Below are 14152 nucleotides of genomic sequence, written 5' to 3' on the forward strand. Positions count from 1 at the left end.
TTCTGACACAAAAAGCAAAGCCCACACCGAAGTGTGGGCTTTGCTATAAAATCTGGAGCGTGCAGCGGGAATCGAACCCGCATCATCAGCTTGGAAGGCTGAGGTAATAGCCATTATACGATGCACGCATCATCGTTGAACGAGTTCTATATTGCCATAGGTATTGAGAATTGGAACCCCTTCGCATCACTTTTTTCTCACAAACTCAACCGTTTGCTGATTTTTGAATCAAGGTGGACAGGCTTTAATCGAAAATTTGAATTTTGGTGTCGTACTTGACCATGTTCATTGAGATGAGCGTCGTGAAGTTTTTTACATTTGGGTCGGAATAAAGCAGTTCTTCGCATAGTGCTTCGTAGCTTTCCATGTCTGGCGAGTCAATGAGCAACACAAAATCCACCTCTCCCGTCACTTTATAACATTCTTTCACTGCAATGCTCTTACGCACCTTATCGATGAACGTACGATTCATTTCAGGGCGATCCCTCTCCATAAACACTTCGACAACCATATGGATCATAGGTCCAAGTTTGGCATGATTGACCAACGCCACTTCTTTTCTAATGACGCCTTCTTCTTTTAATCGCTTAACTCTTTTAAAACATGCAGGAGCAGAAAGACCAACTTTGTTTGATAGCTCTACATTAGTGATCGAGCTATCTTCTTGTAACTGGCGTAAAATGGCTTTGTCCAGCCTATCTAAAAACATCTTATATTCCCTTCTAAGCTTTAATCCATGTTCTATCTCTTGTGATCAACAATGAAGCATCGTGCAAGCGTTGTTCTGAACAATTCAGGTGTATACCCAAGTAACCTCAAGATGCTAGGTTCAGCGAGAATTAACTGGCTTTTCAGACAAGACACCGATTTGAAGATCTAGTGGCTCTAAATCAAGAATCGGTAACGCAGTATGAAAGCCAGTTAAACTCGCCCTTGGGAGCCCATATTCTGTCTCATCTCTTCGTCAAAGAACTTGGAAAGGACGGGTCATTCCGCTGCGTTCTTTTCCTTGAACTGAAACAGAATATGAGGCTCTGAATCCTGCACCTTGAGGTCACTTGGGTATATAACACTTTAGTTTGGCGGCTGTGTACCATTTTAAAGACCCTTATCTATATATGGGATTCAAGCGACAGTTTACGACATCCCTCCCTTGAGTTGGTGTAGATTATGCTAACGGCTATGAATGCTATGCTCACACTCCAGAGAAACAATATTATTAAAAACAGATTAAAAAAGAAATTTATGAAAAATATAGACCTAATTAATTAAAATTATTTTTCGACTACTCCCTTAAAATGTTGACAGGTCAATCAGTAAGGAAGATTTAATGAAAGCGTTGTGGAATGGCGGTATTAAACTGGGAAAGGATATTCTAAGGGTTTACTGGACTCTGCTGAAGATCATGGTCCCTACCCTTATCGTGGTTAAACTTCTTGATAGCCTCGGAGGTACAGAATGGCTGGCAATCTTGCTCTCGCCATTTATGGAAGCTTTAGGCTTACCACAAGAATGGGGGTTAGTCTGGGCTGTCGCCATTCTCACCAATATTTACACAGCAATGGCTGTATTTTACGAAGTCGCTGGTCAGGCAGATTTTACTGGTGCTCAAATTACGGTTTTAGGGCTACTCATTCTGTTCGCACACTCACTCCCTATGGAAGGTGCGGTTGCGAAAGCCGCTGGCGTACCCTGGTGGATGACGATAGTGTTTCGCGTTGGAGGAGGGCTTGTTATCGGCTGGCTGGCGCATTCCGTTTATCAGGCTGGGGGCTGGCAGCAATCCAATGTCAATCTGTTATGGCAGCCCGAACCTCTCGGTGAAGGCTGGAGCGATTGGGCTATGGATCAGCTTAAGATGTTGATCTCTATCTTCTTTATCATTTCTGTTTTAATGATGCTTTTGAAGTTACTTCGCGTGCTTGGCATAGAACGGTTGCTGCACCTCATTCTCGCTCCATTAATGAAGGGACTAACCATAGGAAAAGAAGCCACCAACATTACGATAATTGGCATCACATTGGGGCTGAGCTTTGGTGCTGGTCTGCTTATTGATGAAGTAAAACAGGGCAAGGTATCCAAACGCGACACTCTTATCGTGGTCTGTTTTCTTGGGCTTTGCCACAGCATCATTGAGGATACCTTGCTTATTCTGCTTCTCGGCGCAGACATCTACGCCGTATTGTGGGGAAGGCTGATTTTTTCCATCGTTTTGATAGCGATTTGGGCAAGATTATTATCAAAGCCGGATGACACCTACCCTTCCCCTGTTACTCATCCATAAGATTATTGGAAGTAACCCGCAACGGTTTGAACTGGCTGACTCTGGTTCCCCTTAGTCAGCCAAACCGCAACGGCATCAGCGTTGTTTGCGACCATGACATCATTAAAGTTCCACTTTTTCTCAGAGGTAAGCTGGTATTTGTTCAGTACAACAAAGTCATGCTCCAGCTCTCTGCCTCTGTTCTCTCCTGCTGCAATTTTTGTACGTTCATCCATCGCCAAAAGCACAAGATGAGCCGTATACCTTCCATTTTGGTCATAGTTCAGACGGAAACTATCGCCTTCTTTATTCAAAGTAAGGGCACCTCTATCATTAACTTCTCTGGCCGGTAACTGGCTTCTGGAGAAAAAACCGCGCCACTCATTTCCATCGACAACGAAACCCGGTGTATATACCGAACTCAGAGAGCCATACGCGCGATACAGTCGTTGGCGTTGGCTGTATGCAGGGTGAGCAAACTCATCTTTCCAGCCTAAGTAGTCCCAGTAGTCGACGTGAAAAGCCACAGGAATAATGTCCTTCCAAAGTTTGGCAGATGATTGGAATTTGCTAAGAAAGCGGTCGGCCGGAGGGCAGCTAGAACACCCTTCGGATGTGAACAGCTCGACAAGTTGAGCTGGCTGCCCTTCATGAGTCCAGGTTTGAGCGACAGCGTTTGACGCAAATAGTGTTGCGCCCGTCGCAGTCATCAAGCTAGCAGAGAGTATTGATGTAAAAACGGTCTTGTTCATGGTCATTGTCCATTTGCAGTAACCATTAAACAGACCAGAAAGAACCGCAGATTATTTCATTGGTTTTGAAGCTGCACCTATGCGTAAAAACTTTCAACCCTTTGGATAAACGCACTCAAAGAATTCGCTGGCAATGCATTGATACCAGCCGCCGCTTCTCGACCTCCACCGGATGGAAATTCACTACAGATTTGCCCTGCACCTTGTTTGTTACTCAAAGGGGCTCTAAGTGAGATCGTAAAAGTGCTATCCGCATTTTGGGTCACGATAGCATGAGCAGAGTCAGGGGTTTGATTCGCTAGATGGTTGCCAAGTACACCACTGATTCTGCCAGACCAAGGCTCATTTGGAAGTTGAATAACCGCCAGCTTATCTGACTGATGAACAGGCTTTGCTGCTAATGCGTTCGCAAAGTCTTCTTCATAAGCTGCTTTTAAAACGTGATATGGGGATTCGGCACTATTGATGGCATCAAACGGAGAACTGAATGGCAGTAGCGCTTTGAAAAGATCGGCTGGATGATAGTGAAGATCATCCACTTTAGCGCCATAACCGTTGTAATTTAACAGCGTTCCAAATTCTTTGAGCAATGCTTTCTGCTCGTCATTGAGTCCCTGCTCATCTGCCAAAGCATCCGCGGTTGCAATCATATTATCGCCATAAGCTGCAGTGATTGCCCATAACCTGAATTTACCTTCGAGGAGCTTATCTATTATCAGCGCAGTGCAGGTATTAGGATCCGTATCGATATGTGCATGCAGAAATTCAGACGCAGGGATGTCACCCGGACGATGATGATCGGCATAGAAAACTTGAGATTGCGCTTCAAGCGCTTTGTGCAAGGCGTCTATGTTCTTTTCCATGGAGATATCGAGCACCGTGACCTGATCGCCATTTTGAGCTTCAATTTTACCAAGCAACTTTATATCACGCTTCACACCTGTTACCAGCTGCGCGTCGCGGGGCTCTTTTAATCGAAGTTGTAATAGCGCAATAATGCCGTCTGCATCCCCATTAAAGACATCGTAGTTCATCCGTTACTCACCTGTTATTTTTCAGAATCCATTGCCAAAGCGTGTGCTACATAGAGTAAGAAACCACTCATAGCTGTCAATGAAATTAACCCTATGAAAAAAGAATAAAATATTCCGATAACTCTTTATAAACCTCAATTTAATCCAACATAGCACCCAACCTCACAAATCGGGTACAATGCGTTCTTTGTTTTTTGGAAACTGTAGGAAAAAAATGAAACCAGGTGCAACCGGACTGACTCGCGTGGTTCATGCGACTCGATATTCTATGAAAGGGCTACAAGCGGCGTGGAAAAATGAAGCTGCTTTTCGTCAAGAAGTGGTACTTCTAATCTTCCTTAGCACCATGACATTTTTCTTACCTGTTACACCGCTTGAGCAAGTTGCCATGATCAGTGTGGTACTGCTTGTCATTATTGTTGAACTGCTTAACTCTGCGGTAGAAGCGGTGGTGGATCGATTTGGTTCGGAATGGAATGAACTTAGTGGACGCGCAAAAGACATTGGTTCTGCAGCCGTTTTTGTTGCTTTACTCCTTGCAGGACTGGTCTGGACAGGCATCTTGTTCCTGTAAGTCATATACCCCACAAAAAAAGAGCCCTATTCAAAAGAAGCGTATTATGCAGCTTGCTTTGAATAGGGCTCTTTGCCTTTATGTTTGTTTTTACGGTTGAAGCTGCCTTTTCCTTTCTTCGCTTTAACAACTCTAGTTCGAAATAGTTCGCTGGTTACTACCGCTTTCAGGGCGTTATCTTGAATCACTCCCCTACCATGTTCATGCTGCAACACTTCAGATTGGTCTGATATTGGCTGCACCTTTTTACCTTTCTTTGCCATAAAAGGGCTCCTTTGTCTAATTCGACGCAATATTGTCTTTCAACAGTTTAAAAGTCAATGCTACTTTTATACTCAAAACTCCCAAAATAAGAGAGCCCTATGAAACGGATACTTAATGGCAGCCTACTCGCGACCGCTTTTCTTTCAGCATCTGTATTGGCAAAAAACAATATTGAACTCGTCTACTTAGAACCCAACAGTGAAGACGAAAAAGCCGTAAAGTCGCTACTCGTCTCAAGTGGTGTTAACGAATTAGTTGTCGGCTTCGGAGAAAACTTATTTCCCTTTGATAAGCCACTGACCATCGAATACGGCTCAGACGACGGTCCTCTTTTTGACCCTGAATCCAACATCGTCCAAATGCCTTACTTCTTTGTCAGTGAAGCCCAAAATTACTTTGCCAAAAACAGTTATGAGAAAAAGTACGGTAAGACGGCTGAACAAGGCGCGATAGACACTGTACTCCACACTTTGTTGCACGAGCTTGGACACGCTTACATCGCAGACAAACAGATCCCAGTCTTAGGTAAAGAGGAAGATGCAGTAGACAACCTCGCGACGATTGTGATGATTGAATACGTTGAAAACGGCGCAGACGCGGCTATCAGTGCTGCCGACATGTTTGACTTTGAAACAGAGGGGCAACCCGATCATTACCAATTGGTTGAATACGCAGGCGAACATAGCTTTAACTTACAACGATACTTTCAGACGCTTTGCTTGGTATATGGCAGCGATCCAGAAAAATTCGCCGGATTACTGGATGAAATAGGGAAAGATTACCGAGAAGAAAGAGAAGGCTACTGCGAATACAACTACAACACCATCAGTACGAACTGGCATACGTATTTAGGTGAATTACGAAATAAGTGACGACGTCACAAATATATTTCTAATGCGGGTAATAAAAGCATCATAAAACCCGCATCAAACTGACATTTTTGTGTCATCAAAGCCGCACAGACTTTAGTGCGGTGAATGATGATATACCCAAGTAACCTCAAGATGCGGTCACTTGGGTATATATTTAGGGTTCTTGGTCCTAAGTCATCCACCTGTGAAATTACCACTGACTTTTCAGTCAGTTTGAAAGGTATTGAAGCTTGCGTATTTGCGGTTCTCAGTGCTTAAAGTATATGGATATATTGGAATATCAGGATGAAGACCCTATCTCTTTTGGGCGCTTGTAGCGCTTTTTTTGTGTCTGTTGTTTCTCAGGCAAATTCTCTTCAAGTGGATTTAGTCGGACGTTATCAGTCTGGCATTTATGGTGAAGGTGCAACAGAAATTGTCGATTTCGACAAGCGCTCAGGCATGGCTTATGTGGTTAATGGCGCCAAAAACCGAATCGACATTCTTGCTCTGTCTGCATTGTCGTCAACGCCATTGAGTAACCCAACCACGGCAAATACCCTCGTCGCTAAATCGCTGCTGCTTCCGCAAACTGTGACACTCGAAAACGGGAAAGTCGTTCCTCTGGGAGGAGCGAACTCGATTTCAATACACGATGATCTTATGGCTGTCGCCGTTGCCAACAAAAACAAACAAGCGCCGGGCGTGGTGATTTTCTATCGATTAAAAGACAACGTCTCGCAGTATTTACATGCTGTGGAAGTGGGTGCATTACCTGATATGGTGACGTTTACCCCAGATGGTCGATCTGCATTGGTTGCAAATGAAGGTGAGCCAAGCAAAGACTACAAAATTGACCCTGAAGGATCTATTTCTAAGATAAATGTGAAGAACGGTCTGCCAGCACAGAATGCTTCTCACATGACATTCAAAACATTCGAAAACCAGAAGGCAAAACTGATTTCCCAAGGGTTTAAATATGCCAGCCCAGAAGGAACAACATTGGCTCAGGATATTGAGCCAGAATACATCGCTGTCAGCCCAGATAGCCGTTACGCCTGGGTCAGCCTGCAAGAAAATAACGCAGTAGCCAAAATCGACATAGCCGCAGAAAAGATCGTTCAGGTATCTGGTTTAGGTTTGAAAGATTATGGCGAGGCTAAGAATGCTCTGGATGTCAGCGACAAAGACGGCAAGGTAAACGTTCGTCCGTGGGAAGGCGTTTATGGCCTGTATCAACCCGATACGATCGCAGCCTATCAGGTTGGAGGTAATGATTACATCGTGACCGCGAATGAAGGAGACGCCAGAGATTACTGGTTTTATGCTGAGAACGAAGTCACGTGCCTTCAGGCAGGAGGAAAAGAGTTTGATGCAGAAGATGGTTGCCTTGGCTACAGCGAAGAAACCCGTGCAGGAAAGCTAAAGCTGGCTCCCAACCACCCTCAAGCCAACCATTTAGCAAAAGCGGAGCTTGGTCGTTTAAAAGTCACGACCGCAATGGGCGACGAAAATGGCGATGGCATTTATGAAAAAGTGGTCGCCTACGGAGGACGCTCATTCTCCATTTGGGATGCGAATGGAAAGCAGGTCTTTGACAGCGCAGGAGAGATTGAAAAAGTCGTCGCGCAGCACTATCCGACTATGCTGAATACCAACGAAACCAAAAACAAAATGGACAACCGTTCCGATGATAAAGGTGTGGAGCCAGAAGGATTGGCTCTTGGCAAAATCGATGGCAGAACATACGCATTTGTCGGGCTTGAGCGAATGGGTGGTTTTGTCATTTATGACATTACTTCCCCAGCCAACTCGACCTTTGTAGATTATGTGGTTAACCGAGATTTTGATGTAAAGTTTGAGATAGATGACGAAGCCGACCCAGTCGCGACCACTGGTCAATATGTCGAAGCCGGTGATTTAGCTCCGGAAGGGTTTAAGTTTGTAAGCGCAAAAGATAGCCCGACTAACCGCCCACTTCTATTGGTAGCGAACGAAGTCAGTGGCACGTTATCCGTGTATTCCCTCAAGTAAAACGTTGTCAGCTCCCTTTATGGGAGCTGACATCTTTCCCTAGCTTAATCAAGCATGGCGTTTTGTTTAACGCTTTACACACTAGCCCTGTATTCAATCAAATATAATTTTCAGCCTGCTCTAATCCCTTGCTTTTGCTGAAAATATGATTAAAAAGCCTTTAGTTCTATCCATTTTAATTGCGACTTTATCGGTTGGGTGTGGTGGTGATTCTTCTAGCCCTACAAACGGAACCTCACCCAGTGGAAATAACTCAAAACCCACCCAACCCGACATTCCAGATACTGGAATAAATCAGTTCGAGCAGTTACCTAAGACGTTTAGTAAAACTATTCAGTTCGCTGGTCGACCTTATATGATTGAGCTAGAGAAATTCTCAGTAAGACAGAAAAACGCACAGTTCTACGTGCTCAATTCAGATGACTCCAACCAAATCAAGCTGCTTGATTACGTTCCAGAAGTGCGCAGCTACAGAGGTAAAGTGATCGGGCAGCCCGAATCTATGATTGTGGGATATATTGATGGTCAGAATAAATTCTACGGGCGAGTCTTTTATGGGGGGATTAAAAGCTGGGAAATAAAAAACCTGGATGTAGAAACTCAACAAAAAAACACGAAAAGCCAATTGGACGATATGAATCGCTCTCCGTCTGATCTTCAGCTGACCTCCAGCAGCCATAAATTGCCCGAGCCTTCATTAACCAACCCTATTCCGGGAAAAAATGAGTTCTACCTCCAGCGAGCTGATATTACCTTCCACGCAACGGAAGACAGCTACACCAAGATTTTTGGAAGTAATCTGGAATCAGCAATTGGCGGAATGGACTACGTAGCAAACCTGCTGGATTATCTTTTTACGCGAGATGCCCTTATCCGTTTTAGTTACCCTGGTGGCTTAATCACGCAAAAATCCGGCTCTGTGCCGCAGGGAGAGCAACAAAGCGCACTACGAAAAGCATTGAAAGGGAAGTTTTCGCTGTTTCACTACTTTACTGGTCCAAGAAATTCTGGCGCGAACGCCGGGCTTACCAGCTTCTGTGAATTCAGCCTGTCAGCATGGTGCACCCTTCATGAAATCGGTCATGCGTTTAACCTGGGTCACAACATTGGTCCTGAAACCAATAGTGTAATGGGTGCTGTGGAACTCATTCCTACTAATGCAATTTCGGTAATGAAGTCCTCTCCTGCTGCAACCAGAGGAACGATTGTTGGTCCGCTGCAGTCAAGAATAAGCCCGAACGCCAATATTGATCATCTGGATGTTCATCGAGATGGGAAGTCATCCATTAACGTATTAGAAAACGACTTTGATGCCAATGGCCCCCTCAAAGGTGGGAGCATCAAACTCCATCACGTAGATTCCCGCTCTCATGCCTTTGGCAGCGTTAGTTGGAGTCCGAATGGAGAGGTGGTTTACCAAGCACCAAAAGGTTTTGTGGGAGACGACCACTTTCATTACACAATCATTGATGATTCAGGAATGAAAGATGAGTCAGAGGTTCATGTCAAAGTTATATCCGACTCCAGAGTCGCCTTTTTCAAGAAGAGTCGATTTAACCAGAGACATGACTTAGAAACTTACGCGAGAGAAAAATATCGTGTTGATCAGGTTCATAACCTGGCTGGTAAGGAGCAGTATACTTCCCTGCTCCACCGCAATCCTAAGTACCCTAACCTCGGTTTTACCCAGCAAGTACTAATGGAAGGCAGTTACGACACGGTCTACGAGAAAAATGACACCATGACTCATCGAGATTATATGCCTCATGAGCTCGCTCCGGGGAAATCAAGCTTCTCTGTCTCCCTAACGCTGACTCAGGATGGTGATTTCATTTCCCGTGGTGGTGATGGACAGCTGCACAAAACGATTCAGGAGCTGTCATTGGTTGGACAGGGAAAACTGGATGATGGCTATTCGCTCTCCTATTTCAATGGCAATCAACATAGGGTGGTATCGAAAGGTGAACCAGCCAAAGGATTGGGATGGACATTGGTTGGGCGACAGTTTTTCACTCAGCAGAATTTCAGTCAACGCCCGCATGAGGTCCACGCATATGCGTCACCCGACGCTGTTGTCATCAATGATAACAAACCTCACGTGATCACTTGGGTGGTAAACCGAGAATCAAATACCGTCACAACATATGTTGATGGAAACGCCATACCAATGGCATTGGACAGCGATCCAGCAAGATTTATGGTAGATGTTCCTTTGCCTAAAAACTTTGGAGGTATCTACCCGGGTGGTACACATTACTGGTATAGCTCAGGGCGAGACTTACATACCGAATCTTATGGACCTTGGTTTATGAGAACAACCAATTCCGACGCAGGCAAAAAGAACCCAAGTATTTGGGAAACATCAACAAAATTTCTTTCAGAGAAAATGGATGTTGATGACGTCCAGATATTTACTTATGCTTTGACTCCAGACCAGGTCAAGCAAATTGCAAGAGGTCTCCACCCAGCCTACACTCATTCTCCTTTTAATGGTCAGGCAGTATTCTTTGACCAACCCATTAATCTTAAATGGGAAAATGAGAACGCGAGTGAATTCAAGCTCACCTATGGTTTTGATCCATCTCTTAACCGCCCCGAATTTTCCAGCCTAATGGGAAGCAAGCGATCAGTCGCGATTAACGTCAATGACGCCCGAGATGCACTTTACTGGCGTATAGATAGCAAAGTAAACGGCACTTGGGTTAATGGTCACGTATGGTCTGTGAGAAATCGTCTTCAAATTGGCAATATGCTTTCTTTGACCTTCACTAACGATGAACTTACGGGGTCTGACTCTCCAGATGCTGGTGCATGGGGCAAAAACATCTCAAAGAACTTTGGTAATGTCCGCGTATCAGTCAGCAACCAGAAAGAATCAAATGGGCGTTCTACACTGCTGCTGCGAGGAGATAACGCCAATATTGCGTTTGAAAGTACCAGTGGACGCGAAATCAAACAACTCAGTGTTTCTCTAGGGTCTTACAACCGTGCCAAAGAAGGAGAGATTGCCGTTCAGTATAAAGTGTGGAGTGAATGGACAGACATTCGTGTCCTCCATAAAAATGGGCTCCCAACCGGGCAAAACTACAATGGAGACTACTCTGATTTGGCTGGAGTTGGAAATGGAAAAGGTGGACCAGGAAAAAACCGATACGCTCCTGAAGGCACCGATAACTTGAGTACGTATAAAATTATCTATCCATCCGGAGTTTTTGAGTCTCGAATCATTGTTCGAGGTCACCCTAACGTTGTCGCTGTGCTTGATCACGTGGTGATCATGTAGTTATTTTCAACCCTGACAAACACTGAAAGCAGATTGAGGCGTTTGTCAGGAAACCACATCCAGAATTTTGTCGATCGCTTCTACAACCTTCTTGGAAATGACCAGCAGTTTTACGTGATCGCTAAGACCCTCTTCGGCTTGTGCCGCAACTTGCTGCTGATCTTTCAATAAGGCAATAGCAGAATCTACATCGCCAGAAACCTTGCCTGTGCGTTCAAACATCCAGCGATCCAGACGCTGAAACAAGGCTTGTTGCTGCTCTCGTATTTCTATTTGCTCTTGTCCTGTAGCCAACTCTGCGGCTCGGTTTAAGGCTTGTAGGCTCGCATGTATTTCATCGATTACTTTATCCGTCATCTTATTTTGCCTCGCCTTTGCAGACTAGTTTGCTGTCTTGAACTTCTACGCCTGTTTTACAGCTAGCCAGTAGATTCTTAGTGGTGTTAAATCGCGCGGATACCTCTTTCATTCTTGCCTGCGTTTGAATCAATGTGGCTTTGGAGAAGGTTTCGTTTAGCAGGCTCAACGCCAACTCATTGTGTGTCGACTTAAAGGTATCAATCGCCTGTAGTGTTTGCTCGACCAATAAAGGGGTTGCCGCCATGGTTTCCCATTGTTCATACAAACGCTCTATTTCTTCACGGCTTTTGTTGAGGGGTAATTGTCGAATGTCTGCACGACGGTTGAAGTCTTGTATTTCTTCGCTCAAAACGTACGAACGTGAGAGGTAAATGGCTGTGCCTATCTGATTTTTCTTGATGAGCTCCATTAGGGAGTCACTCAGTTCAGAAATAGCTGGATCTGACGAAACGATGATGCTCTTCAGCACCCTCTGCTTTTTCTCTTCGCTGTATCCACTCGCCAATGTTGCCATCGCACTTTGAATCAGACCAGCTTCCTGCTCTGACGGTTTCAGCCCATTCCAGCTCGAAGATTCAGCTGCTTGATAAAAGTTGAATGCTGCGAGGCTTACGTCTGCTTCATTGCTGGCTATAGCTAGTCGATGTAAGGCGTTCGCGTATTCTCTCAGAGCATTAGAAATACCAAGAATTGGAGATGAATCGGGTAACTGGAATTCCGCTAAAGGTTCGAACTCTGAAGATTTGAGGTTTGCATTGGAAGAGCCACTGTATTTTGCCGCAAGCAGGGTTAAATCCCGATGTAGTTTCGCGTCGTTATACTCATTAACAACACCTGATACGTGTTCAAGCATGTTTGATGCGGATTGGCTGAAATCCGCGACTTCTGTATCGGGAACGTGAGAACAACCACCGACAACAGCCAACGAAAGTACAGCTAAAAAGTGTTTATTTAACATCCATTTATTTTCTTTCACATCATGTGTTATTCACATGGTCGCATGTTTGAGAGGGCTAATTTGAGAGGAGCTGCACAAATTTTGTGATACGCAATTTCTACAAACCTGATGAATTGTTTTAAAAATTTCAAAGAGTTATACAAATATCACTGCACATGATTGGCTATTATATTGATTAACATCTGATTAATGAGATTCTTACTTCGGTCATAAAATTATGCTAAAACATTGTCTTGCTCTTAAAGCTCGCCACACCGCGAGCGGACAATATGGAAGGAATCTAGAAATGTCTGTCGATCGACTGATGACCACGCTTTGCACCCATAATTTGCTTGCGTCTAAAACGTTTTATCAAGAGCTATTTGGCTTTGAAATCGGATTTGAAAGTGAATGGTTTATTCAATTGATTCACCCAAAAAGCAAGGTTGAGCTGGGTTTGATCGTCGCAGGGCATGAACTAGTTCCTCCCAGATATCAGGGAGCTGCCAGTGGCTTATTTGTTACTTTGGTGGTTGAAGACGTAGAAGGCGTGTTCAAGACTGCTGAACAGCACAACTACGTTGTACTGCAAACGCCGGAGCCCACATTTTATGGGCAGAAACGCTTACTACTAGAAGACCCTGCTGGGGTTTTAGTTGACGTTTCGACCCCACTCCCGATTTAAGCGAGCTAAGTTATTTTGCTTCCCACTCTGTTTCAATCAGAGTTTTGTCATTGCATTTGATTCGGGCGAGAAACACATCGCCCTTCTCAACGGTCCCAACCCCCTTGGGAGTGCCTGTCATAATCACATCGCCATCCTCCAGTTGAGTATATCCAAGCAGTTCATCGACAATTTCTAACGGTTTGAACATCATGTCTTTAACGCCGCCAGATTGCACTCGAACGCAATTAATAAACAGCTCTAGAGTTAGGTTTGGGATATCGGCATAGGAAATGGGAATGAATCGACTGAAAACAGCACTTCCATTAAAGGCTTTGGCTCTTTCCCATGGAAGTTGCTTAGATTTTAACTCCGACTGCAATGCGCGCTTGGTTAAATCCAGACCAAAGCCAACATGAGTAATTTGGCTGTTATGGATAACAAAACAGATTTCACCTTCGTAGTGCAGAGGTTCTTGATGATAAGAGGTTAGCGTCGTGCTAATAGAACTGTTTGGCTTGTTAAATACCACCATTTGGTCAGGAATGCTGTTATTAAGCTCAGCAATGTGCTCCGAGTAGTTTCTTCCCACACACAACACTTTAGAAGGGCTTATCTTCTTATTCTCAACCAATACTGTGTTCATTTTCACTCCCTGAAAATTCTATACCCAAAAGGTTCCGATACGGCTAGCCGATTTTATTGAGCAGTTTTTCGCACAATCGCTTCATAGTGATCAAATCATCCAGATCCATATCGAGCGAGCACATCATTTCCTTAGGAACTGATTCCGCTTGTGCTTTTAATTTCTGCCCAGATTGTGTCAGATGAAGCTCGCGCACTCGTTCATCATGCTGCGCGCGCTTTCTCTCCACCAGCCCTTTGCCTTCCAGCCGCTTTAGCAACGGGGTCAGTGTACCTGAATCCAGATACAGTTTATTCCCTAGCTCTTTGACGTTAATGCCATTTTGTGACCAAAGCACCATCATGACCAAGTACTGAGGATAAGTCAGGTCCAACTTATCAAGTAAAGGACGATACGCCCTGACGACGGCATTGGTTGCACTGTAAAGAGGAAAACAGAACTGATTTTCCAGCTTTAATTCTTTGGTTTCAGAGGTTTTATCTCTTGTCAT

General features: G+C 44.5%; 14 protein-coding genes and 1 tRNA gene. 6 read left to right on the forward strand and 9 right to left on the reverse strand.

Features of this window, described 5'->3' with window-relative positions; translation table 11 throughout:
• Positions 1 to 53: 53 nt before the first annotated feature.
• A tRNA-Gly gene (locus QMG91_RS25585) sits at positions 54 to 128 on the reverse strand.
• 116 nt (positions 129 to 244) lie between these two features.
• Positions 245 to 709 (reverse strand): Lrp/AsnC family transcriptional regulator, encoded by a 465-nt coding sequence (locus QMG91_RS25590; protein ID WP_004405777.1) that lies wholly within the window; start codon positions 707 to 709, stop codon positions 245 to 247.
• 621 nt (positions 710 to 1330) lie between these two features.
• On the opposite strand from QMG91_RS25590, the gene QMG91_RS25595 reads away from it, so the two are divergent.
• Complete coding sequence (locus QMG91_RS25595; protein WP_281830831.1) at positions 1331 to 2284, forward strand: nucleoside recognition domain-containing protein; 954 nt, start codon at positions 1331 to 1333, stop codon at positions 2282 to 2284.
• A gap of 2 nt (positions 2285 to 2286) precedes the next feature.
• Here the strand turns inward: QMG91_RS25595 and QMG91_RS25600 are convergent, their stop codons facing one another.
• Entirely contained in the window at positions 2287 to 3015 is a 729-nt protein-coding gene (locus QMG91_RS25600) for a DUF1223 domain-containing protein (protein ID WP_409351271.1), read from the reverse strand.
• A 77-nt stretch (positions 3016 to 3092) separates the two neighbouring features.
• Entirely contained in the window at positions 3093 to 4049 is a 957-nt protein-coding gene (locus tag QMG91_RS25605) for a DHH family phosphoesterase (RefSeq protein ID WP_281830833.1), read from the reverse strand.
• Positions 4050 to 4263: 214 nt separating this feature from the next.
• On the opposite strand from QMG91_RS25605, the gene QMG91_RS25610 reads away from it, so the two are divergent.
• A complete protein-coding gene (locus QMG91_RS25610; protein WP_004405785.1) occupies positions 4264 to 4623 on the forward strand; it encodes a diacylglycerol kinase in 360 nt (119 codons plus the stop codon).
• 44 nt (positions 4624 to 4667) lie between these two features.
• On the opposite strand, the gene QMG91_RS25615 is transcribed toward QMG91_RS25610, so the two are convergent.
• Positions 4668 to 4886 (reverse strand): alternative ribosome-rescue factor A, encoded by a 219-nt coding sequence (locus QMG91_RS25615; protein WP_004405786.1) that lies wholly within the window; start codon positions 4884 to 4886, stop codon positions 4668 to 4670.
• A gap of 99 nt (positions 4887 to 4985) precedes the next feature.
• Between QMG91_RS25615 and QMG91_RS25620 the strand changes: the two genes are divergently transcribed.
• The 3 genes from QMG91_RS25620 (at position 4986) to QMG91_RS25630 (ending at position 11055) form a co-directional block, all read left to right on the forward strand.
• Complete coding sequence (locus QMG91_RS25620; protein WP_281830835.1) at positions 4986 to 5759, forward strand: DUF4344 domain-containing metallopeptidase; 774 nt, start codon at positions 4986 to 4988, stop codon at positions 5757 to 5759.
• 285 nt (positions 5760 to 6044) lie between these two features.
• Positions 6045 to 7772 carry a choice-of-anchor I family protein gene (locus tag QMG91_RS25625; protein ID WP_281830837.1) on the forward strand — a complete coding sequence of 576 codons (1728 nt, stop codon included), beginning with the start codon at positions 6045 to 6047 and terminating at the stop codon, positions 7770 to 7772.
• A 145-nt stretch (positions 7773 to 7917) separates the two neighbouring features.
• Entirely contained in the window at positions 7918 to 11055 is a 3138-nt protein-coding gene (locus QMG91_RS25630) for an Ig-like domain-containing protein (RefSeq protein WP_281830839.1), read from the forward strand.
• 45 nt (positions 11056 to 11100) lie between these two features.
• Here QMG91_RS25630 and QMG91_RS25635 read toward each other — a convergent pair whose 3' ends face one another.
• Together QMG91_RS25635 and QMG91_RS25640 are read right to left on the reverse strand one after the other, a co-directional pair.
• The gene (locus QMG91_RS25635; protein ID WP_022561771.1) at positions 11101 to 11412 is read right to left on the reverse strand and encodes a hypothetical protein; all 312 of its coding nucleotides are present in this window, start codon (positions 11410 to 11412) and stop codon (positions 11101 to 11103) included.
• Between the two features lies 1 nt (position 11413).
• Entirely contained in the window at positions 11414 to 12373 is a 960-nt protein-coding gene (locus QMG91_RS25640) for a hypothetical protein (protein WP_281830842.1), read from the reverse strand.
• A 286-nt stretch (positions 12374 to 12659) separates the two neighbouring features.
• On the opposite strand from QMG91_RS25640, the gene QMG91_RS25645 reads away from it, so the two are divergent.
• Entirely contained in the window at positions 12660 to 13037 is a 378-nt protein-coding gene (locus QMG91_RS25645) for a VOC family protein (RefSeq protein WP_004405796.1), read from the forward strand.
• Positions 13038 to 13047: 10 nt separating this feature from the next.
• On the opposite strand, the gene QMG91_RS25650 is transcribed toward QMG91_RS25645, so the two are convergent.
• On the reverse strand, positions 13048 to 13662 hold the full coding sequence (locus QMG91_RS25650) for a fumarylacetoacetate hydrolase family protein (protein WP_200767782.1): 615 nt from the start codon (positions 13660 to 13662) through the stop codon (positions 13048 to 13050).
• A 43-nt stretch (positions 13663 to 13705) separates the two neighbouring features.
• Positions 13706 to 14152 (reverse strand): MarR family winged helix-turn-helix transcriptional regulator, encoded by a 447-nt coding sequence (locus QMG91_RS25655; RefSeq protein WP_022561774.1) that lies wholly within the window; start codon positions 14150 to 14152, stop codon positions 13706 to 13708.

This window comes from Vibrio nigripulchritudo (genome assembly GCF_027924785.1).
Taxonomy (GTDB): domain Bacteria; phylum Pseudomonadota; class Gammaproteobacteria; order Enterobacterales; family Vibrionaceae; genus Vibrio; species Vibrio nigripulchritudo.

Coding starts and splice junctions, on each gene's coding strand:
- QMG91_RS25590 (WP_004405777.1), bottom strand. CDS start 709: ATGTTTTTAGATAGGCTGGACAAAGCCATTTTACGCCAGTTACAAGAA.
- QMG91_RS25595 (WP_281830831.1), top strand. CDS start 1,331: ATGAAAGCGTTGTGGAATGGCGGTATTAAACTGGGAAAGGATATTCTA.
- QMG91_RS25600 (WP_409351271.1), bottom strand. CDS start 3,015: ATGAACAAGACCGTTTTTACATCAATACTCTCTGCTAGCTTGATGACT.
- QMG91_RS25605 (WP_281830833.1), bottom strand. CDS start 4,049: ATGAACTACGATGTCTTTAATGGGGATGCAGACGGCATTATTGCGCTA.
- QMG91_RS25610 (WP_004405785.1), top strand. CDS start 4,264: ATGAAACCAGGTGCAACCGGACTGACTCGCGTGGTTCATGCGACTCGA.
- QMG91_RS25615 (WP_004405786.1), bottom strand. CDS start 4,886: ATGGCAAAGAAAGGTAAAAAGGTGCAGCCAATATCAGACCAATCTGAA.
- QMG91_RS25620 (WP_281830835.1), top strand. CDS start 4,986: ATGAAACGGATACTTAATGGCAGCCTACTCGCGACCGCTTTTCTTTCA.
- QMG91_RS25625 (WP_281830837.1), top strand. CDS start 6,045: ATGAAGACCCTATCTCTTTTGGGCGCTTGTAGCGCTTTTTTTGTGTCT.
- QMG91_RS25630 (WP_281830839.1), top strand. CDS start 7,918: ATGATTAAAAAGCCTTTAGTTCTATCCATTTTAATTGCGACTTTATCG.
- QMG91_RS25635 (WP_022561771.1), bottom strand. CDS start 11,412: ATGACGGATAAAGTAATCGATGAAATACATGCGAGCCTACAAGCCTTA.
- QMG91_RS25640 (WP_281830842.1), bottom strand. CDS start 12,373: ATGTTAAATAAACACTTTTTAGCTGTACTTTCGTTGGCTGTTGTCGGT.
- QMG91_RS25645 (WP_004405796.1), top strand. CDS start 12,660: ATGTCTGTCGATCGACTGATGACCACGCTTTGCACCCATAATTTGCTT.
- QMG91_RS25650 (WP_200767782.1), bottom strand. CDS start 13,662: ATGAACACAGTATTGGTTGAGAATAAGAAGATAAGCCCTTCTAAAGTG.
- QMG91_RS25655 (WP_022561774.1), bottom strand. CDS start 14,152: ATGACAAGAGATAAAACCTCTGAAACCAAAGAATTAAAGCTGGAAAAT.